We start from the raw sequence: 21,258 nt of genomic DNA on the forward strand, positions 1-21,258 counted from the left end.
TAATCCCAAATATGGAACGTCACTCTTTGGATGATCTTTTGTTATTCGTTTCTGTTGCTCGCTATCAAAGCCTAACACAAGCATCTGAGCGTCTTAATGTCCCGTTAGCCACGCTAAGCCGGAAGTTAAAAAGGCTGGAAACAAACTTAAATTGCAGACTATTTAACCGCAGTGCACACCACTTTGCGTTAACAACTGATGGCGAAAAATATTACCAACTCTGTGAGCCGTTACTTCTTAGCTTAAATAATGTGACATCGAGAATTGCGACTGAGCGTCAGTCTTTAAGCGGAACGATCAAAATATCAGCGCCAATTAACATGACACAGATGTGGTTAAAGCGGTGCGTTTATGAATTTGCAGAGCAACATCCGAAGATATGTATCGATTTAGATGTACAGAATGAAAAAATCAATCTTGTATCTAACCGTGTCGATGTTAGTTTTCGTCTTGGTGATCTTATTGAACAAGACTGGATTGCTCAGAAATTATGGTCGATTCCATTTGCGCTTTGTGCGTCACGAAGCTATTTAGAACAACACCAACCGATTACCCATCCAGAACAACTTATCCATCATCGCCTAATTACGGTAAACAACGACAGCCAATGGAAATTAGTTAATCAAATCACCAATGAAACATTTGACCATTCGCTAAAGTTTCAATTCACTTCAAATGATGTACTACTAGTTAGAGACGCCGTCATCCATGGTTTAGGAATTGCTTGGATTCCAACCTATTACTTTCATGAGCTAAATCATGATCAACATAACCTGCTGCCTTTGTTGCCAGAATGGCAATGCTCGGGTAAAGAAGTATTCATTATGTATCGAGACCGCGATAAAAGGCCTGCAAGAGTTGATGCATTTATTGAACATGTCTTAAATTGGAAAAATCGCATTCAAATGTTTGCTTGAAAGAGGTTTATCACATTGTGCTGTGCCGGTAACCTCAATTGAAGCTTCATGACTCTGCTTCAATTGAGTTCATTTATTTAACCTCTAAAAGAATCATGAATACATAGGCAGTTAATGGGATTCGAGTTTACAAGTGATTCGGTCAGCTAAAACTAAAGCTAAGTAGAAAGTATTTGCAGTTGTATTTGCCTCTGAAAATCGTTTAGAGCTTTCTCATCCGCGAGGTTCTATAAGAAATTATTAAGGATATATTTGTGTGTGATTTCGTGAAAAAAATTGTTGTAGGTTTACTTTTAAGTGCTTCGTCTTTTGCTTCTTTAAGTCAATATGTTCCAGCAATGAATGATAAGAACGGTTATGTAGAACCATTTCAAATGTTTGATAATGTCTATTATGTAGGAGACAAGTGGGTCTCATCATATGCCATTGCTACAGACGACGGACTGGTTATCATTGATACGCTTGATTTCCCTTACTCTGAGTGGATACCTATCAACCTAGAGAAGCTAGGGCTAAAAGATAAGCCAATAACGCACATATTGGTAACTCATGGGCATTCTGACCATGTTGGAGGCGCCCAGTTACTTCAAGAGAAGTATGGTTCCAAAGTTGTGATGACCAAAAGCGAAGGTGAGAACAAGTTCCTTCCTCCAAATTTAGACATAGAGATAAAAAGCGATAGCTCTATGGCTATTGGTGGACATGAGTTTAAGTTCTATCTCACACCTGGCCACACGGAAGGTGATTATTCCTTAGACTTCACTGTTGAAGATAATGGCGAACAATATCGTGCTTTTATCGTTGGTGGGCATAGCGTAAGTAGCAATGATCCAGAAGTTATTGGCCAGTTCCTGACTAGCATGGAGAAAATTAGAAAAATTTCACTACAGGCACCTATTGTGAACGTTAACCTTTCGAACCATCCACATAAAAATTTCCTTTTTGAAAATAGGAAGAAGCTCGGTACAAGCGGTAACCCGTTTATCAGTGAGGCAAACTTCTTCATGTTCCTTAAGCAACAAGAAGATTTAGCTAAGGGAAAACTAGAAGAACTATAATACCGTGGTATACGAGCAGCCTTCGTTATTAGGTTAGAGATTTGCTCTTGAGTTATAGCTAAGGCTTTGATGAGTTGCTCAATCAAGATTCGACACTTGTGGTAGCTATATTGTTTGTAGGTTCTAGTGGCAAAGGCGCTGTGCGTAAACATTCGTATTGTGTGCCTTAAACATTTGCAAGGCGTTACGTGCTTTCTAGAAAAGTCTCAAAATAGCGTACAATTAGCGTTTTGACACAGCGGAAATCATCATGGCCAAAACTGTTCAGCAGCAAATCGGAAACATTGCTCTAGTCGTTGAAAATTACGACGATGCTATCGAATTCTATACTCAAAAACTTCAATTCACTCTGGTTGAAGATACCAACCTAGGTGGTGGTAAACGCTGGGTTCAAGTTTCTCCTCCAAACTCCAATGGTACAAACCTACTTTTAGCTCAAGCGAGTACACCGGAGCAAACGCATGCAGTAGGAAATCAAACAGGTGGTCGTGTTTTCCTGTTTCTGCAAACTAATGATTTTTGGCGTGACTACGAGTTGATGAAGAAAAATGGTGTTGTATTTAATGAAGAGCCTCGTGTAGAAGAATACGGGACAGTGGTGGTGTTCCAAGATCTCTATGGTAATAAATGGGACTTACTGCAACTGAACTAGAAACTACATAGCACCTGCATAGCATAGTGTTCATGAGGAGTTTCCAACAAGCCTTTAAGGCTCTGAGATATTAGTGCTAATTCAAAGGTTCTCAGAAGTTACTGTATTTCTAAATCACTTTTGTGCAAACAATAACTAGCCATCATTCCTTCTCGATGTATCAACAAGTGTTAGGGCGGCACACCAAAAACAAAGGCGAACCAATCGGTTCGCCTTTGTTTATTTAGATTCTACAAAAATTAATCTTCGTAGTTATCGATGCTTGGGCATGAACAGATTAGGTTACGGTCGCCGTATACGTTATCCACGCGATTTACCGTTGGCCAGTACTTCCAAGATTTGGTCGCTTTAGACGGGAAGCAGCCAATCTCGCGAGAGTAAGGGCGGTCCCAATCTTCAGCTGAAAGATCAACTTGTGTGTGTGGCGCGTTAACAAGTGGGTTGTTATCCAGTGGCCATTCACCGTTTTTCACTTTCTCCATTTCTTCGCGGATAGCGATCATCGCATCACAGAAGCGGTCCAGCTCTTCTAGATCTTCCGATTCCGTTGGCTCAACCATTAGCGTGCCCGCTACAGGGAACGACATAGTTGGTGCGTGGAAACCGTAGTCCATTAGACGCTTCGCGATGTCTTCTTCGCTGATACCTGTTTCTTCTTTCAGCGGACGAATGTCGATAATACATTCGTGCGCTACGCGGCCATTTTTGCCACGGTAAAGAACAGGGTAGTGTTGGCGAAGTGTTTCCATCACGTAGTTTGCGTTCAGAATTGCTACTTTTGTTGCATCTGTTAGGCCAGGTTCGCCCATCATTGCGATGTAAGCCCAAGAGATAGGTAGGATAGAAGCGCTACCCATATCTGCTGCTGATACTGCGAAATCTGCGCCTTCTACACCGTCTTCAATATGCCCTGGTAAGAAAGGAGCTAGGTGAGATTTCACACCGATAGGACCCATACCCGGACCGCCACCACCGTGCGGGATGCAGAAGGTTTTGTGTAGGTTTAGGTGAGAAACGTCTGAACCGATGAAGCCTGGTGATGTTAGACCAACCTGCGCGTTCATGTTAGCGCCGTCTAGGTAAACCTGACCACCGGCGGCATGAACCATTTCACACACTTCTTTCACTTTCTCTTCGTAAACGCCGTGCGTCGAAGGGTAAGTGATCATAATGCTTGATAGGTTGTCTTTGTGTTTCTCGATTTTCGCTGCTAGGTCGTCGATATCGATGTTGCCTTCTTCATCACACTTAACCACAACCACTTTCATTGACACCATAGATGCTGTCGCAGGGTTAGTACCGTGCGCAGAGCTTGGGATCAAACATACGTTGCGGTGACCTTCGCCACGGCTTTCGTGGTAGCGTTGAATCGCGATAAGACCTGCGTACTCACCCGATGCACCAGAGTTTGGTTGTAGTGAGAATGCGTCATAGCCAGTGATTTCACATAGCTTTTCTTTAAGGTCTTTTGCGAGTGCAGCGTAACCAGCTGCTTGTTCTGCTGGTGCGAACGGGTGGATCGAACCAAACTCAGGCCAAGTTACTGGAATCATCTCTGCTGCTGCGTTCAGCTTCATCGTACAGCTGCCCAGTGGGATCATGCCGTGCGTGAGTGAGAAGTCTTTGTTCTCTAGCTGTTTTAGGTAACGCATCATCTGTGTTTCGCTGTGGTGCGTGTTAAACACAGGGTGTGTTAGATATTCTGTTGTGCGGCGCAATGCTTCTGGAATGGCTGCAAACTCGTTGCCTGCGATTTCAGTTGATAGTGCTGCGACTTCTTCTTTCACACCGAATACTGCGAATAGGGCTTCTACATCTGCCACGGTTGTGGTTTCGTCGAAGCTTACACCTAGCTGAGTATCCAACTTACGTAGGTTGATGTCTGCGGTTAGTGCTTTCGCGTATAGGTCTTCAGTTTGTGCGCCTGTGTTGATAGTGATGGTGTCGAAGAAGCTGTTGTGAGCAAGCTCGAAGCCGCCTTTAGTTAGGCCAGCGGCTAGGATGGCTGTCATGTGGTGCGTACGACGAGCAATCGTGCGTAGACCTTCTGCGCCGTGGTAAACCGCGTAGAAAGACGCCATGTTCGCTAGCAGTGCTTGAGCAGTACAGATGTTTGAAGTCGCTTTTTCACGACGGATGTGCTGTTCACGCGTTTGCATTGCCATACGCAGTGCTTGGTTACCGTTGGTATCGATAGAAACACCGATAACACGCCCAGGCATTGTACGCTTGTGCTTATCACGAGTTGCCATGAAAGCAGCGTGTGGACCGCCGTAACCCATCGGCACGCCAAAACGTTGTGCTGAACCGATTGCTACGTCTGCGCCCATTTCACCTGCAGGTTTAAGCAGGGTAGAAGCAAGAAGGTCCGTTGCTACAGTCACTAGTGTTTTGTTTGCTTGCGCTTTAGCGATGATGTCCGTTAGGTCACGAACTTCACCTGTTGTACTTGGGTATTGAACTAGTGCGCCGAACACGTCTTGCTCTGGTAGTGATTCTAAAGAACCAACCAAGACTTCAAAGCCGATGAATTTCGCACGAGTTTTTACCACTTCGATGGTTTGTGGGTGAACGTCGTCAGCAACGAAGAATACGTTGCTCTTGCTTTTACCCGCACGCTTACAAAGTGTCATCGCTTCTGCTGCTGCCGTTGCTTCATCAAGCAATGACGCGTTCGCGATTTCCATACCAGTAAGATCCATCACCATTTGTTGGTAGTTTAGAAGTGCTTCTAAACGACCTTGTGAGATCTCTGGTTGGTAAGGGGTGTAAGCAGTGTACCAGCCCGGGTTTTCCATCACGTTGCGTAGAATCACGTTCGGCGTGAAGGTGTTGTAGTAACCCTGACCAATGAATGTACGTTTAACTTGGTTCTGATCGGCGAACTTACGCATGGCTGCCAGCATGTCTGCTTCGCTTTTCGCTTCTGCCAAGCTCATTGGTTGCTCTAGGCGAATTTGTGCTGGTACGGTTTCGTCGATAAGCGAATCTAGGCTAACTGCGTTGATCGCTTCCAACATTTTCTGTTGGTCAGATTTGTTTGGTCCATTGTGGCGAGCAACGAACTCGTTTTGTGTGCTGAGGCTTTGAAGTAATTCAGTCATTGTCCTTTACCTACTCCTTGGTTCGGGTAACGGATTTGCGTTACTGATAAATTAAATTATACGTCCGAACCTAGAAAAAAAGCTGTTCTCTAAACAGGCTAGGGAACAGCTTTCGTCACATCCTAATTACTCTTCTTCGATAGAGTTTAGGTATTCGTCTGCGTCTTTCAGGTTATCTAGTTCAGATACATCAGACATCTTCACTTTTACGATCCAGCCACCTTCGTACGGCTCTTCGTTAATTAGCTCTGGGCTGTCTTCTAGTTCTTCATTGATTTCTACGATTTCACCAGTGATTGGTGCGTAGATGTCTGACGCTGCTTTTACAGATTCAACGAGAGAGAAGCTTTCACCTGCTTCAACTTCGTCTTCTACGTCTGGTAGGTCAACGAATACCACGTCACCTAGCATTTCTTGTGCATGCTCAGAAATACCAATTGTTACTGTGCCGTCACCGTTATCACGTACCCACTCGTGGCTATCTGCAAACTTCAGTGTTTTGTCCATTGCTTAATCTCCGAATAACTTGTCAGGAATTATTATGATTTCAAAAAAATCGTTTACTGGTATAGAGGAAAGCGACTGCAAAGTTCTTTTACTTCTTTGCGAACGCGTTTTTCAACTTCTGCGTCACCTTCAGGGTTGTTCACTAAACCGTCCAGTACGTCACCAATCCAATTACCGATGAGTTTGAATTCTTCAGCGCCAAAGCCGCGGCTTGTACCCGCAGGCGTTCCTAAACGGATGCCCGATGTAATCATAGGCTTCTCTGTATCGAATGGGATGCCATTTTTGTTACATGTGATCCCAGCACGCTCTAGAGCTTCTTCTGCTTTATTGCCTTTCAACCCTTTCGGACGAAGGTCAACCAGCATTAGGTGCGTGTCTGTACCACCAGTTACGATGTCGCAACCGCGAGTTTGCAATACTTCCGCTAGGACTTTTGCGTTATTGATCACCGAATCAATATAAGTTTTAAATTCAGGGCCAAGCGCTTCACCAAATGCGACCGCTTTGGCTGCGATAACATGCATCAGTGGGCCGCCTTGTAGGCCAGGGAATACGGCTGAGTTGATTTTCTTAATGATGTCTTCGTGGTTAGTAAGAATCATACCGCCGCGAGGGCCACGCAATGTTTTGTGTGTTGTAGTCGTAACAACGTGTGCGTGTGGCAGTGGGCTAGGGTGTGCGCCTGTTGCGATAAGACCAGCGATGTGCGCCATGTCGACCATAAGAATTGCATTTACTTCGTCTGCGATTTCACGGAATTTTGCAAAGTCGATAGTACGTGGAATAGCGCTACCACCTGCGATGATCATTTTAGGTTGGTGCTCAAGTGCTAGCTCACGAACATCTTCGTAGTTAATTTCTAGTGTTTCGCGATCAACACCGTATTGAACTGCATTAAACCATTTACCAGAAAGTGCAGGGCGTGCGCCGTGCGTCAGGTGACCACCTGCGTCTAAAGACATACCAAGAATGGTGTCACCAGGTTGAAGCAGTGCCAGCTTTACTGCGCCGTTTGCTTGTGCGCCTGAGTGTGGTTGAACGTTTGCGTATTCACAATTGAAAAGTTTTTTTGCGCGTTCGATAGCAATGGCTTCCACTGTATCTACGTGCTCACAACCACCATAGTAACGGCGACCTGGGTACCCTTCAGCGTATTTGTTTGTTAGGCATGTGCCTTGAGCTTGCATTACCGCTTTAGAAACAATGTTCTCAGAAGCGATAAGTTCGATTTGTTCGTTTTGGCGAGCGGATTCCGCTTGAATTCCAGCAAAGACAGCATCATCTGTCGCAGAGAGGTTGGTAGAGAAAAAGTTTTCCAAGCTGTGGTTAGGGTAACTCTTATTCATGGTAGTTGACCTTCCAAATCTGAAAATGAACCCGCAATAGATGAGTTATGATTTGCGGTTGTGGTTCATTTGTCCTCAAAAACAGCTGAACTGCGTAGCAGAACAGAGTGAACATCCGGCCCTAAATTTGGGCAAAAACTCCGTTGGATTGCGTGTTTCTTTTACCAATCTCTTACGGAAATATGCATCTCTACATCTAACAAGTTGGTAACATAGCGCCTGTGGCGGGAACAATCAACCAAAAATTTCCTATAGGAAACAAGATTTCAAAATTTGTTAACAAGAGCACGCTTTAATTCACTTGGTGGACTTCTATCCACTATGTGCTTCATGCACAATGCGAGTAAGACAAAAAATATGGATATCTATAGAGGGATTTATGGCAGAAAGTATTTACGATGAATACCCATCGATGACGTTGGCAAAAGAGCAACATGACCAAAATATCGAGCCGTTAAAACTGGGCCAGCGTATTAAGGATATCCGCTCGAAACTCGGTATCACATTAGAAGAAGCGAGTCAGCGAACCGGGCTTGCTCGATCTACACTGAGCAAAATAGAAAATGAGCAGATCTCCCCGACGTTTCAAGCGATGCAAAAATTGGCACTTGGCTTACAAATTGACATGCCACAACTCTTTGAGCCACCTAGAAAAAAGGTAGCGACAGGGCGCAGGGATGTTACCAAGAAGAATGAAGGTAAACCACACCCAACACAAACCTATGAACACGAACTGCTCGCGACACAACTTTCCAACAAGAAAATGATGCCGTTTAAGAGCCAAATTCGAGCTCGTAGTTTTGATGAATATAAAGACTGGGTTCGTCATGATGGCGAAGAATTTCTGCTTATCTTATCTGGTGAGGTCATGTTCTATTCTGAGTTTTACGAACCTGTTGTTTTAAGCGAGGGAGACAGCGTTTATTACGATGCAAATATGGGACATATGTTGACCAGTGTTAGCGAAGAAGATGCGCTCATTTTGTGGGTGACAGCCAAATAGTGATAAATACTTGTAAATTTCCTATAGTGAAAGCAAACGATTGCTGTTGGTGGTCGTTATGATGAAAAAGCGCTTTTTTGATGAGAACTTGCTCATTAAAGCGCTTTTTTTGTACGATTTGTTGTGATTAAAATGTTAAGAGTCACACTTTTGCAAGTCGATCTACGTCTTGTTCGTGCAAAATAGAATGAGCCATGTTTATTATTGGAAACACATCGAATGCCGATAGCATTCTCGGGTCTATCTAAATGGAGACGAAAATGACTCAAGAACTACTGAAAACACCACTACACGCACTTCACGTTGAAGTTGGTGCCAAAATGGTCCCGTTCGCGGGTTACGATATGCCTGTTCAGTATCCTCTAGGCGTAAAGAAGGAACACTTACATACTCGTGATGCGGCAGGTCTGTTTGATGTTTCTCACATGGGACAGCTTCGCCTAATTGGTGACGGTGCAGCTGCGTTCCTAGAAACATTAGTCCCAGTGGATATTGTGGATCTTGAGTCTGGTAAACAGCGTTACGCTTTTTTCACTAATGAAGAGGGCGGCATCATGGACGACTTGATGGTGGCTAACCTAGGCGATCATCTGTTTGTGGTTGTGAACGCAGCATGTAAAGCGCAAGATATCGCACACCTACAAGCGCATTTACCATCTGGTGTTGAGCTAGAAACTATCGAAGACCGAGCTCTACTTGCAATCCAAGGCCCTAAAGCGGCGGCTGTATTGGCGCGTTTTGCACCAGAAGTTTCTGAAATGCTGTTCATGGATATTTGTAAAGTCGATGTTTTAGGCACCGAGTGCATTGTTTCTCGTAGTGGTTATACAGGCGAAGACGGTTACGAAATCTCGGTTCCTGCTGACAAAGCGGAAGAGCTAGCACGTAAACTGACTGCGGAAGATGAAGTTGAATGGATTGGCCTTGGTGCTCGTGATTCACTTCGTCTTGAGTGTGGCCTTTGTCTATACGGTCATGACCTAGACACAACAACAACACCTGTTGAAGCGAGCTTGCTATGGGGTATCCAAAAAGTTCGTCGTATTGGTGGTGAACGTGAAGGTGGTTTCCCTGGCGCAGACATTATTCTTAAGCAGATTGAGACTAAAGATGTGGCGCGTAAGCGTGTGGGTCTAGTAGGTCAAACCAAAGCGCCAGTGCGTGAAGGTGTTGAACTGTTTGATGCTGACGGCGTTAAAATTGGCGTTGTAACCAGCGGTACGGCGGGTCCGAATGCAGGTAAGCCAGTCTCAATGGGTTATGTTCGTGCGGATTTGGCGGCGATTGGTACTGAAGTGTTCGCTGAAGTGCGTGGTAAAATGCTACCAATGACAGTTGAAAAAATGCCGTTCGTACCACAACGCTACTACCGTGGTTAAAACGAATTGAAACAAAAATGCCGAGCTTTGTAGCTCGGCATTTTTTATGTCTTCTTTTCGCTTGTTTACTTTTAGTTTACTGCTTCATCAATAGTACAGCACATATCAATAACGATATCTTCAAGCTTTTCCGGATGAATCATCTCTTCTTTTGGGATCCCAAATTGAGAGGCCATAATGGTATTAAACAATTCCCAATGCTTGATCAGCAGTTTTTCGCGATTATCTGCAATATCCGGCCATGTTTCTTGCATCATTGGCGCGAGACTGACAGCACCATGTGCGAAGATCAACATTTGCCACTTTGATTCCCACTGATCAAATTGTGCATTAGGGTTTTCGCTGTTGTACTGCTCGAAAATTCCGGTAAATATCGCAGCGAACTCATCTTTTGACTTTAAGAAATACTGCAGCAGAGCACCGTCATCGCCTTGTCGAATGGCATCGGCGATCATCTGTACTGGGTGAGGATTGACGAGAGCAAATGCTAGCATGCGAACCATAAACAGATAAATTTTTCTATTCGAAGGTGTGTTCTCCGGCATTTCATTGATGAGTTCAGCCATATAGCACTGCATGAACTCGTCCATTGCATCGCTAACCGCTTGCCAGATTTTCTCTTTGCTGCCGAAGTGGTGACGGATCAAACTATGTGAAACACCAGCCTTTTCACTGATATTGCGCAGCGAGACACGCTCGTAACCAAGTTCACAAAACATATCTGCTGCCACTTTAAGGATCAGACACTTAGTTTGTTCTGCTGCTTCAGCACTTCTACGCCCCTGCTTTCTTTCATTCATAGTTCGAATTTTCCCGAATATTAATCACGCGCTTACTTTTACCAGAAACCGAACGCTTTGACTAATTAATTTGCTATCCACCTGGAAAATATGTTGATCAATTTCAAATTCTGCTTATACTGCACGGCTGTGTAATATATAAAACCTACGGAGAAAGCGGGTGCGAAAACAATATTTAAAGCGCACTTTAGTTGGCGCAGTGGTGACATTAAGTCTTTCTGGGATGCTAACTGGGTGTAATAAAGCCATTTCTGAGCCGTCTGAACCTTTAATCAAACCTGTAAAATTACTGGCGGTGAAAGACCTAGAACTTGAAGACTCGCACGCCTTTTTAGCGCGTATTGATGCAACACATCGCGCGCAGCTTTCTTTTCAGGTTGGTGGAGAGGTTGATGAATTACGTGTACGCATGGGTCAAAAAGTCCAAAAAGGTGAAGTGCTCGCAACGTTAGACCCTAAAGATCTTCAGCTTGCGTTAGATGCCGCTCAAGCGCAGTACGCGTTAGCGAAAACACAATGGGACCGCGCGAAAAACCTTTACGGAAAAAAACTCATTAGTACTGATGAGTACGATCAGAAAGAAACTCAATATAAAGCGGCATTGGCGAACTACGAACAAGCTAAAACCGATTTGAGCTATACCAAAATTCACGCACCGTTTGATGGCATTGTGTCATATACCTATGTCAACCCGTTTCAAGTAGTAGCAGAGAAGCAGGAGATCTTGAATCTCATTGATAACACGACGTTGGATGTATCTTTCACCTTGCCAGTAAGTTATGCGGAATCTGTATCACTTGAGTCACTGCAAAACTCCGATATGTGGGTGACGATGGATAGCGAGCCAGGAAAACGTATCCCTGGGCAATTTAAAGAAATCTCGACGCAGCCAAACATCGATACCAATAGTTATGAGGCGATCGTGACCATCACTCGACCAGAAGATCGCAATTTGCTGACAGGTATGACTGGGCAGGTACACATTGCTAAACAACATGTATCGGACGCGATGACGTTACCTCAGTCTGCTTGGGTCAACAAAAATGGGACGCAAGGTGAAGTTTGGGTAATGGACAGAAGCACGCAGCAGGTCAATAAAGTCACTGTGTCACTTGACGCAGCAGGTGGTGTGAAAGCCGGGCTTGATAACAATGATTACGTTGTTATTGCTGGTGTTGAGAGACTGGTTGAAGGACAAGTGGTGAAAGCTTGGGTTCGTGAGGGAGGCATTTAATGAAACGTTCTCTACTTACGATCTCTGCGATTGCACTTGCAGTTTTAACAGGGTGCAAAAATGAAAACCAAGCTATCGTCGAGCAGCCACTTTTTGTGTCGACTATCTCGGTGGATGCACCAGTACAAAGTCAACATCGCGCGTTCAAAGGCATAGTAGTGCCTGCAGAGCAAACGCCAATGGCATTTCGCCGCGCTGGGGAAGTTCAGCACGTATTGGTTAAAGCGGGTGACGTTGTGAAGCAGGGGCAAATGATCGCAAAGCTAGATGATAGCAAAGAGAAGCAAGCCGTGAATGACGCAGAAGCACAATACACACTTGCAATTCGTCAGCTTAAACGCGGTGAAGACTTGCATGCACGTCAAATGATTTCAAAAGCGGAACTTGATGAGCTAACCGCCAATAAAGAGCTAGCTGAGGCTACTTTCTATAACGCGACCAATCAATTGAATTACACCCGTTTATTCGCCCCGTTCGCCGGTAAAGTATCCGATGTTTTCAAAGAACGTTTTGAGCGTGTGGCAATTGGTGAACCCGTGTTAAACCTATACCAAAACGATTTGGTTTACGTGCGTATTGAGCTTTCCGACAATGTTTTAGCGATGGTAGACCCAAACTCAGACAGCATGAGCTACAAGCCTAGAGCAACCTTCTCCGGCATCGATGGCAGATTTGCTTTGGACTATTTAGAGCACACAAGTGAACCCAACGCTGAAACTCAAACCTACGAAATGTACTTGACGATGCCACAGCCAAAAACAGAGATATTGCCGGGAACCAGCGTAAGCGTTTTGGTCGATATGGTGAAGGCGGGCATTACCTCTATTGATGGTTACAGTGTTCCTGTCACGGCGCTTCAAGCAGGCAGTGAAGGGAATGAGTTCTTTGTGTGGAAAAAAGAAGGTGACATTGTCACACGAGTGCCTGTCATGATTTCTCAAGTGAATGGCAATGGAGCCATTGTGTCGTCAGGTGTTAGCCAGGGCGATATTCTGATTAATTCAAATCTGCGTAAATTACGCGAAGGTAAACATGTGGATGTTGTGGAGAATAACCAATAATGAACATTGCTGAGTATTCAATAAAAAACAAAGTCATCAGCTGGTTGTTCATTATTATCCTTGCTGTTGGTGGTTTAACGTCATTTTTGGAGCTTGGACGATTAGAAGACCCGGCATTTACGATCAAAGATGCCATGATCATCTCAACATACCCTGGCGCGACGTCAAAAGAAGTTGAAGAAGAGCTGACGTATCCTCTAGAAAAAGAGATTCGAAAACTCCCTTATATCGACAAAATTACCTCTACGTCTTCTAATGGTATGTCTCAAATAACGGTGAGCATGGAAATGGACTATGGTCCTGATGAACTGCCGCAAATTTGGGATGAAATGCGCCGTAAAATTAATGATTTACGACCATCATTGCCTCAAGGTGTTCAGTCTTTACAGATCATTGATGATTTCGGTGACGTTTATGGCGTGATGTTAATGCTCACTGGTGACGATTACGACTATGTAGAGCTGAAACGTTATGCGGATTACCTGACCCGTGAAATCGAGCTTGTTGATGGTGTTGGTAAGGTAGACATCACGGGCGATCAGCAAGAAATGCTATTCGTTGAGATCTCACTTGATCGCCTTGCTGCACTGAACTTAGACATGAATGTGGTTTCGAGCTTGTTGAACCAGCAAAACAATGTGGTTTCAGCAGGTGAAGTGATGGTCAATGGCGAAAGCCTTGTTATTCGCCCAAGCGGCACCTTAAACACTGTAGAAGCACTAGAAAATCTGATCATTCATGGCCGTGACACAGGAAATCTAATTCGTCTAAAAGACGTAGCAACGATTTCTCGCGGTATTCAAGAGAAGCCAAGCAACGTCGTACTCTTTAACGGTCAAAAAGCGATTAATATCGGTATCTCGTTTGCATCGGGTGTGAACGTGGTTGAGGTTGGTGAACGTTTGGATGCGGAGCTCGCGAGCCTTGAGTCTATCAAGCCTGCTGGCATCGATATGAACTACTTTTACAACCAAGCCAATGAGGTGGATGAATCTGTTAAAGCGTTTGTAATTAGTCTAGCGGAGGCAGTGGCGATCGTAATCATTGTGTTGCTGTTTACTATGGGTTTACGCAGTGGTGTCATCATTGGAGTTGTGTTGTTATTGACGGTATTTGGTACCTTCATTTTGATGAATTACAACAACATCGAACTGCATCGTATTTCTCTTGGCGCGTTAATTATTGCCTTAGGTATGCTGGTTGATAACGCGATTGTTGTCGTGGAAGGCATATTGGTTGGCCTAAAGAAAGGGCGTACCAAAGTTCAAGCGGCTGTCGATATTGTAAAGCAAACACAATGGCCTTTGCTGGGCGCAACTGTTATTGCAATTACGGCTTTTGCACCTATCGGTTTGTCGCAAGATGCGACAGGTGAGTTCATGGGCTCTCTATTCTGGGTGCTGTGTTTCTCACTATTTTTAAGCTGGATTACCGCTATTACACTGACGCCTTTCCTTGCCGATCTTTTGTTGAAAGAGGAAAACAAAGAGCAGGGTACTAGTGAAGATGATCCTTATAAAGGCTGGTTGTTTGTCGTATTTGGGGCATCACTGAAATTTGCATTGCGATTCCGCTGGCTTACCGTTGCTGGCATGGTGGCGCTATTAGTGGGTGCTGTCGTGGCATTTGGTAATGTAAAACAGCAGTTCTTCCCACCATCGAATACGCCGATGTTCTACGTGGATATGTGGATGCCAGAGGGTACTGACATCCGTGAAACGATTAAAAAAGCTGAAGAGGTCGAAAGCTACATTCGTCAGCAAGATGATATTGACTTTGTTTCTGCTTCGATTGGGCAGGGCCTACAGCGTTTTGCTTTAACCTATCAACCAGAAAAAAGTTACGAAGCGTACGCTCAGTTCCAAGTTCGCGCGACTGATCGTGAGAAAATGTTTGGTTTACTGCATAAGTTAGATGAGAATCTGGCGAAAACATTTGATGCGCCTACGTTCCAGTTTAAATTGATGGAATTTGGTCCATCACCAGCGTCTAAGATCGAAGCGCGTATTACTGGCCCTGATCCACAAGTTTTACGTGACTTGGCGGTGCAAGTTGAAGACATCCTTCATACCGATCCTGGTGCCCGAAACATTCGTCACGATTGGCGAGAGCGCACCAAGGAACTTGTACCCGTTTTCAATGAGTCTAAAGCTCGTCGCTTAGGTATTTCGAAAGAAGATCTTTCAAGCACACTGCAAATGGCGTTTGGTGGTAGCACCTTAGGTTACTTGCGTGATGGTACACATACGTTGCCAATTATGACACGCCTTCCTGAAGAAGAACGCGTAGATTTTGAATCACTACAAAACGTGACCATTTGGAGTCCTTCGTTGCAAACGTATATTCCGGTTGATCAAGTGATTGATGGCGTTCAACTGGATTGGAGTGAGCCGCTAATTCAGCGTCGTGACCGTAAGCGTACGTTAACCGTTCTCGCGGACCATGATGTGTTGAGTGACGACACGGCAGCAAGCTTATTTGCTCGTGTACAGCCTAAAGTGATGGCATTGCATGTTCCAGAAGGGTACGAAATCACATGGGGTGGTGAGTACGAATCATCCAAAGATGCACAAGAAGGCCTATTCGGTTCATTGCCGATGGGTTACTTGTTGATGTTCATCATTACTATTTTACTGTTTAACTCAATCAAAAAGCCGTTGGTCATTTGGTTCACCGTTCCGTTAGCGATCATTGGCGTTGCTTTTGGTTTGCTTACCACGAACATGCCGTTCAGTTTTACAGCATTCCTTGGTTTGTTAAGCCTAAGTGGCATGATTTTGAAAAACGGTATTGTGTTGCTTGACCAAATTAACCTTGAGTTGGAGTCAGGTAAAGATCCTTACCTCGCGATTGTCGATAGTGCGATAAGCCGCGTTCGTCCGGTAAGTATGGCTGCGCTAACGACTATCTTGGGGATGATTCCACTGGTCTTCGATGCCTTCTTTGGCTCGATGGCAATAACGATTATGGCAGGTCTTGGTTTTGCTACTGTACTGACACTGATAGTGGTGCCAGTGATGTTTGCAATTCTGTTTAGGGTAAAACCGACCACTGCATAGGGACTCCTGGCTATTTGCCAGCTTCCTGCCTAGCCCTGAAGGTTTTCTTCGGGGCTTTTTTGATCTTACTAATATATACCAAACCATTCATTTGCTTGATTTTAATGATTTTCTTACGATTACAATGCAAATCATGCGTATACTGATGTAACGACACATCAAAGATTGAGATTACATGAATAAGCGCATATTAAACGGACTCTTCTTCGTTGGTTCTTTCACCTTGGTTGGCTGCACCGCGACGGATAGCATGCCGACAGAAACCAAACAACCTGCCCCTAAAGTCAACAGTGTTAGTGCTGAAGTCATTTCCAGTTGGATTGATAGTAAGGTTTTAGCCCCTGAAGGGCTGTCGCTCGAGCAAGACAATCTACGTTATCTATCGGGTAGCGCCGACCTAAACAGCGACGGCAAGGCAGAACACATAGTGTTGCTTCAAGATCGCTATTTCTGTGGTAGTGGTGGCTGCTCTGCATATATGTTTGATAATGAGGGAAACGTTATTAATCGAATGTCGGTAACTCGCACGCCTATTGTACTAGCCGACAGTTACAGTAATGGTTGGCAGGACTTTATCGTTTGGAGTAATGGCTCATATCGACTCATGAGTTACAACGGTGAGTCTTATCCAAGTAACCCGTCACTAGAGCCAAAGGTGGATCGAGACGCTAACCAGCAGGCGGCAATCGCAAATGTAATGGCGACAGAGCTTTATCAGCAAGACGGCTATGACATTCTGCCCGCAGAGTCAAAAACCTTGTGGACGCCAGCTAACGTTTACCACTTTACCTTCAAGCACTACGGTGATCCGCATAGCGCTTATCAAGCAACGGTGGATATGAGCAGTGGGGAAGTAGACATTGTAGCCGTTCCGGCTGCGGAATAAAAAACACCTCCCTTAACCGGAATTAAAGGGAGGTGCTAAATGCCAAATTCGAGGGTGGCATTGTTAACCGGAGTCGCTCTAATTAAGCTGCGACTTCTTGCTTCGCTTCTGCTTTGCTTTTTAAGAATGCGTAAGTAAAGCCAGTTACCGCTGTACCCGCTGCAATAGCCACTAAATACATTAATACTGGTGAAATTGCGTTAGGAATTAGCAGCACGAATAGACCGCCGTGTGGTGCCATTAATTTCGCACCGAATAGCATCGATAGGGCACCAGTAAGCGCGCCACCTGCCATACAAGATGGAATCACGCGCATTGGATCTTTCGCAGCAAATGGAATTGCGCCTTCAGAGATGAAACACAGACCCAAGACAAATGATGCTTTACCAGCCTCACGTTCATTTTGTTCAAATTTGTTCTTCGCAATGAAGGTCGCTAAACCCATACCTAGCGCAGGAACCATACCTGCGGCCATGATTGCCGCCATTGGTGCGTAAGTTTGTGAAGCCAAAAGGCCAACACCAAATGCGTAAGCGGCTTTGTTTACCGGGCCTCCTAGGTCGAAACACATCATTGCGCCAAGGATAATACCCAGTAGTACTGCACTGTCAGATCCCATGTTGTTTAGGAAGTCAGTCAGGCCGTTCATGATGCCTGAAACTGGGCCGCCTACGATGTAGATCATGACAAGTCCGGTGAACAATGTTGCCACAAATGGAATGATCAGAATCGGTTTAAGCGCCTCCATCGATTGTGGCAGTTTCACCTTATCTGCGAGGAGTTTCGCTGCGTAACCGGCAATGAAGCCAGCTGCGATACCACCTAGGAAACCAGCACCCGTTGAACTTGCTAGCATACCACCAACAAGACCAGGAGCCAGACCAGGACGGTCTGCGATTGAAAACGCAATATAGCCAGCAAGTACAGGAATCATCAATGCGAATGCAGAGCCACCACCAATGTTCATCAAGGCTGCTGCTAGTGTGCCTTCTTCTTTAAATGCTTCAATACCGAACACGAAAGATAGAGCGATGATCAAACCACCTGCAACGACGACAGGAAGCATGTGCGAAACACCGGTCATCAGGTGCTTGTAAGCGCCTTTTTTCTCTTCGGTGGTAGCTGAAGAGCTAGCTGAACCAGAATGCTGATACACAGTGGCTTGCTCGAATGCTTTGTCCATCTCTTCGGCTGTTTTTTTCAGAGCTGGACCTGTTTTCGTGCGGTACATCTTTTTGCCGTTAAAGCGATCAAGTGGCACTTCAATATCCGCAGCAATGATCACCAGATCGGCGTCTGCAATTTCTTGCTCAGTCAGTTGGTTTTTAGCGCCAACTGAACCACGAGTTTCCACCTTGATTTGATGGCCACGACGCTTGCCTTCTTCTTCTAAAGCTTCTGCCGCCATAAAGGTATGCGCAACGCCAGTAGGGCATGCCGTGATTGCAATAATCTTCTTTGATGCTGATGTTGTATCTGTAGTGATAGGGGCTGCAAGTGTGGTTGCTTTTTCAAGTAAAGTGGCGTTTTCAACCGCTTGCTGGAGAAACGCAGTTGCGTCTTTTGCTACTTCGCTAATTTCCGCTTGGTAAACCTTTTTTCCTACAAAACGAGAAGTGTCGACGCTAGTATTTGCCGCAATGACAATGACTTCGGCTTGTTCAACGTCAGCTTCCGTCAATAGTGTTGGTTCAACCACACTTGATTGACATTCTATTTTGGCATTCCAGTTTAATTTTGCGGCGGCTTGTTCTAGTAATCCTGCCGCAAGGATGCTATTTGCTACACCGCTCGGACAGGCAGTAATAATGGCAATATTCATACGATAACCTTCTGTTCCTTAGTTTTGTTCTAAGTTTGTAATAGGGTAAAGCGCGCTAACTTCAGTTTGTCGCTTGATATTTTCCAGTTCTTCCTGACTGGTTAGCCCTACGCCAACTTGACTAACTGCCAAAGCAGAAAGTGCCGTAGCGAAGCGCAATAAATCGTTTTTAGGCATCAGTTGCATGTGGCCCCAACACAAGCCAGCGACCAGCGTATCGCCTGCGCCAACGGTGCTCACGACATTCATTCGAGGCGGTTTTGCACTAAGCCATTCGCCTTGGTTGAGCCACATAACACCGTCAGGTCCCATAGAAACCACGATGTTTTCTATGCCTTTGTCGCTCAGTGTTTGCGCAGCAGCTTGGCATTGTTCTGGCGTTGAAAGGTGCTCGCCGACAAAGTCACTTAGCTCTTCGTCGTTTGGTTTGATCAACCAAGGATGAGCGTCGATGCCTGCGCGTAGTGCTGCTTTGCTGCTATCGAACAACACTTTCTTGCCTTGCTGATGCAGCTTCTCAATCCATGCTGCGCATTGCTCTGCAGTAACACCGACCGGTAGGCTGCCTGCCAATACAAAGTAATCATGCGTCTCCGCTAGACGAAATAGTGTCTCCTCAAAGCGAGTAATTTCGTTGGTCGTTACTTGAACGCCAGGGAAGTTGATATCACTGACGTTGCCATTGGCCTCAACCAGCTTAACGTTGATACGAGTGGCACCCTCTACTTCCACAAATTCATTCTTAACGTTGATGTCATTGAAAAGCTGATGAAATAGCTCAGGGTTATCTTTACCGAGAAAGCCGGTAACCGTGACGTCTGCGCCTAAATCGCTCAATACTTTTGCTACGTTGACACCTTTACCAGCAGCGTGGAGATTGCTTTGCTGTACTAAGCTCACGGAACCAACGTTTAGTTCATTTACTGAACCTGTTAAATCCAATGCTGGGTTGAGCGTAATAGTGACAACCTTATTTGTTTTGTTTGTCATATCGGATCCTTAACCTTCACCAAGGCCAGAAGCGATTGCATTTCCGATAGACTCCAAGGCTTGCGGCGCATCAGGGCCTTCTGCTGTAAATTGAAGTTGGTGACCGTGCTTAACGCCCAGCGCGATGACTTTCATTAGGCTCTTCGCGTTTACTGCTTTTCCATCTCCGTCTAGGTTGGAAACACGTATAGTGGATTCAAACTTTTTCGCTTCTGCGACTAACATTGCCCCCGGACGAGCATGTAGGCCGTGAGAGTTTTTGATTTTAAATACAGCGGTATTGCCTTCTTCTGAAGATGCAGCTGTGACTTCTTCACCTTTGAACAAAGCAAGAATCTGTTCTACTGATGCATCTAAAAGCTTGCCGTGTTCATTGTTAAACACAATATTAGAAAGCGTTTTTAGGATAGGTTGGTGAGCATTGTTACATGCTGCGAACGCGAAAAGTGCACGCACTTTTTGACCTTCATATTCGCAGTCGTTTGCCGTCGAGACAAATGACACACCTGTGCGAGTGACATGTTTGTCACTGCCAATTAACCACAGGCCATTACCTAAGTGAGTTGGTTGTTTGGTAACGAGATCGGCAACGAATTCGTTATCAGCACATCCCGTATTTTTCAACAGACCACCTGCAACAGCACTAATCTGTAGCATGTCACTCGCAGGGAACATCAGTTGAATTAAAGAAGCGTCAAAGTCTGCTTCAAGCTGAACATCACCGTGCAGTAGGGCGATGATTTCGTCTTCATTTTTTGCATTACGCAGACGCTCTTCTACGCCATCTGCGCCTAGCACTTTGGTGAGCTGTTTAAGAATGCCAAGGTGTTCATCAGATTTAGCTGCGATACCGATAGCGACGAACACAGTATTGCCATCACCCCAGTCGACACCTTGTGGGAAGTGATGCACAGCAACACCCGTTGTTTTCACCATTGCACGAGTGTCGGTTGTACCGTGCGGGATGGCGATACCGTTCCCCAAAAACGTAGAGTTTTGGTTTTCACGGTTTAGCATGCCTTCAACGTAACCGCGTTCAACTAGGCCTTTATCAGTAAGGCTATGAGCAATACTCTTTATTGCTTCAAACTTATCTGTCGCTGATTGCGAGAGGGTAATGTCGTTCTTATTTAGCTTAAGCATGGTGCTTCTCCAGCCTTAAGGTATCAATTTAAAAATGTATTCTGTGTGAGAAGTTGAACGCCGCTTCTTCTGAGCGCTTATCACTCCTCAAACCTTTTATCTTTCAAGCTAAATCGATTCAGCTTGTTGGTAAATTTTTTAAAAGACTCAGAAAAACTTTTTTAAAAACTGACGTTAACAAACGAGCCTTTGCCGCTGTCCTATAGCCTAGCTCACAAATTGGTTTGTTGCGTGTTCGGGTGATTTACGTCAATTTTTAAGTTTTGCTGAATCCTTTCAGCTTTTATACTGAAT

At 44.9% G+C, this 21,258-nt stretch carries 16 protein-coding genes; 9 read left to right on the forward strand and 7 right to left on the reverse strand.

What is annotated here, in order from left to right; translation table 11 throughout:
- Positions 1-11 precede the first annotated feature (11 nt).
- From R7P64_RS17450 to R7P64_RS17460, 3 genes are all read left to right on the forward strand, one after another.
- Positions 12-917 carry a LysR family transcriptional regulator gene (locus R7P64_RS17450; protein ID WP_017634199.1) on the forward strand — a complete coding sequence of 302 codons (906 nt, stop codon included), beginning with the start codon at positions 12-14 and terminating at the stop codon, positions 915-917.
- Between the two features lie 266 nt (positions 918-1,183).
- Positions 1,184-1,975 (forward strand): MBL fold metallo-hydrolase, encoded by a 792-nt coding sequence (locus R7P64_RS17455; protein WP_318118997.1) that lies wholly within the window; start codon positions 1,184-1,186, stop codon positions 1,973-1,975.
- 250 nt (positions 1,976-2,225) lie between these two features.
- Entirely contained in the window at positions 2,226-2,627 is a 402-nt protein-coding gene (locus R7P64_RS17460; RefSeq protein WP_005388788.1) for a VOC family protein, read from the forward strand.
- A 239-nt stretch (positions 2,628-2,866) separates the two neighbouring features.
- Here the strand turns inward: R7P64_RS17460 and gcvP are convergent, their stop codons facing one another.
- The 3 genes from gcvP to R7P64_RS17475 all read right to left on the reverse strand — a co-directional run bounded on the left by gcvP (position 2,867) and on the right by R7P64_RS17475 (position 7,587).
- Complete coding sequence (gene gcvP / locus R7P64_RS17465) at positions 2,867-5,731, reverse strand: aminomethyl-transferring glycine dehydrogenase (RefSeq protein WP_258479060.1); 2,865 nt, start codon at positions 5,729-5,731, stop codon at positions 2,867-2,869.
- 126 nt (positions 5,732-5,857) lie between these two features.
- Positions 5,858-6,238 carry a glycine cleavage system protein GcvH gene (gcvH, locus tag R7P64_RS17470; RefSeq protein ID WP_005376432.1) on the reverse strand — a complete coding sequence of 127 codons (381 nt, stop codon included), beginning with the start codon at positions 6,236-6,238 and terminating at the stop codon, positions 5,858-5,860.
- 53 nt (positions 6,239-6,291) lie between these two features.
- Positions 6,292-7,587 (reverse strand): serine hydroxymethyltransferase, encoded by a 1,296-nt coding sequence (locus R7P64_RS17475; RefSeq protein ID WP_005376430.1) that lies wholly within the window; start codon positions 7,585-7,587, stop codon positions 6,292-6,294.
- A gap of 379 nt (positions 7,588-7,966) precedes the next feature.
- Between R7P64_RS17475 and R7P64_RS17480 the strand changes: the two genes are divergently transcribed.
- Both R7P64_RS17480 and gcvT read left to right on the forward strand, forming a co-directional pair.
- On the forward strand, positions 7,967-8,590 hold the full coding sequence (locus R7P64_RS17480; RefSeq protein WP_005376429.1) for a helix-turn-helix domain-containing protein: 624 nt from the start codon (positions 7,967-7,969) through the stop codon (positions 8,588-8,590).
- A 260-nt stretch (positions 8,591-8,850) separates the two neighbouring features.
- On the forward strand, positions 8,851-9,969 hold the full coding sequence (gene gcvT / locus R7P64_RS17485; RefSeq protein WP_064369269.1) for a glycine cleavage system aminomethyltransferase GcvT: 1,119 nt from the start codon (positions 8,851-8,853) through the stop codon (positions 9,967-9,969).
- A gap of 71 nt (positions 9,970-10,040) precedes the next feature.
- On the opposite strand, the gene vdeR is transcribed toward gcvT, so the two are convergent.
- Complete coding sequence (vdeR, locus tag R7P64_RS17490) at positions 10,041-10,769, reverse strand: efflux transporter transcriptional repressor VdeR (protein ID WP_005376423.1); 729 nt, start codon at positions 10,767-10,769, stop codon at positions 10,041-10,043.
- A 160-nt stretch (positions 10,770-10,929) separates the two neighbouring features.
- On the opposite strand from vdeR, the gene R7P64_RS17495 reads away from it, so the two are divergent.
- The 4 genes from R7P64_RS17495 to R7P64_RS17510 all read left to right on the forward strand — a co-directional run bounded on the left by R7P64_RS17495 (position 10,930) and on the right by R7P64_RS17510 (position 17,009).
- A complete protein-coding gene (locus tag R7P64_RS17495) occupies positions 10,930-12,003 on the forward strand; it encodes an efflux RND transporter periplasmic adaptor subunit (RefSeq protein WP_017820965.1) in 1,074 nt (357 codons plus the stop codon).
- Positions 12,003-13,064: an efflux RND transporter periplasmic adaptor subunit gene (locus R7P64_RS17500; RefSeq protein ID WP_005376420.1), complete on the forward strand. Its 1,062-nt coding sequence runs from the start codon at positions 12,003-12,005 to the stop codon at positions 13,062-13,064. Before R7P64_RS17495 ends, R7P64_RS17500 begins: the two co-directional genes overlap by 1 nt.
- Positions 13,064-16,123 carry an efflux RND transporter permease subunit gene (locus tag R7P64_RS17505; RefSeq protein WP_053349132.1) on the forward strand — a complete coding sequence of 1,020 codons (3,060 nt, stop codon included), beginning with the start codon at positions 13,064-13,066 and terminating at the stop codon, positions 16,121-16,123. The genes R7P64_RS17500 and R7P64_RS17505 overlap by 1 nt, the downstream gene beginning before the upstream one ends.
- Positions 16,124-16,298: 175 nt before the next feature.
- Positions 16,299-17,009: a hypothetical protein gene (locus R7P64_RS17510; protein ID WP_005376411.1), complete on the forward strand. Its 711-nt coding sequence runs from the start codon at positions 16,299-16,301 to the stop codon at positions 17,007-17,009.
- Positions 17,010-17,091: 82 nt separating this feature from the next.
- Here the strand turns inward: R7P64_RS17510 and fruA are convergent, their stop codons facing one another.
- From fruA to fruB, 3 genes are read right to left on the reverse strand one after another with little or no spacing between them, the layout of a single operon-like run.
- On the reverse strand, positions 17,092-18,831 hold the full coding sequence (gene fruA, locus R7P64_RS17515) for a PTS fructose transporter subunit IIBC (protein WP_213967983.1): 1,740 nt from the start codon (positions 18,829-18,831) through the stop codon (positions 17,092-17,094).
- Between the two features lie 18 nt (positions 18,832-18,849).
- On the reverse strand, positions 18,850-19,821 hold the full coding sequence (gene pfkB / locus R7P64_RS17520) for a 1-phosphofructokinase (RefSeq protein WP_213967984.1): 972 nt from the start codon (positions 19,819-19,821) through the stop codon (positions 18,850-18,852).
- A 9-nt stretch (positions 19,822-19,830) separates the two neighbouring features.
- Positions 19,831-20,964, reverse strand: a complete 1,134-nt coding sequence (gene fruB / locus R7P64_RS17525) for a fused PTS fructose transporter subunit IIA/HPr protein (RefSeq protein ID WP_213967985.1) — start codon at positions 20,962-20,964, stop codon at positions 19,831-19,833.
- Positions 20,965-21,258 lie beyond the last annotated feature (294 nt).

It is taken from the genome of Vibrio sp. 2304, from assembly GCF_033339475.1.
In the GTDB taxonomy this organism is placed as follows: Bacteria; Pseudomonadota; Gammaproteobacteria; order Enterobacterales; family Vibrionaceae; genus Vibrio; species Vibrio alginolyticus.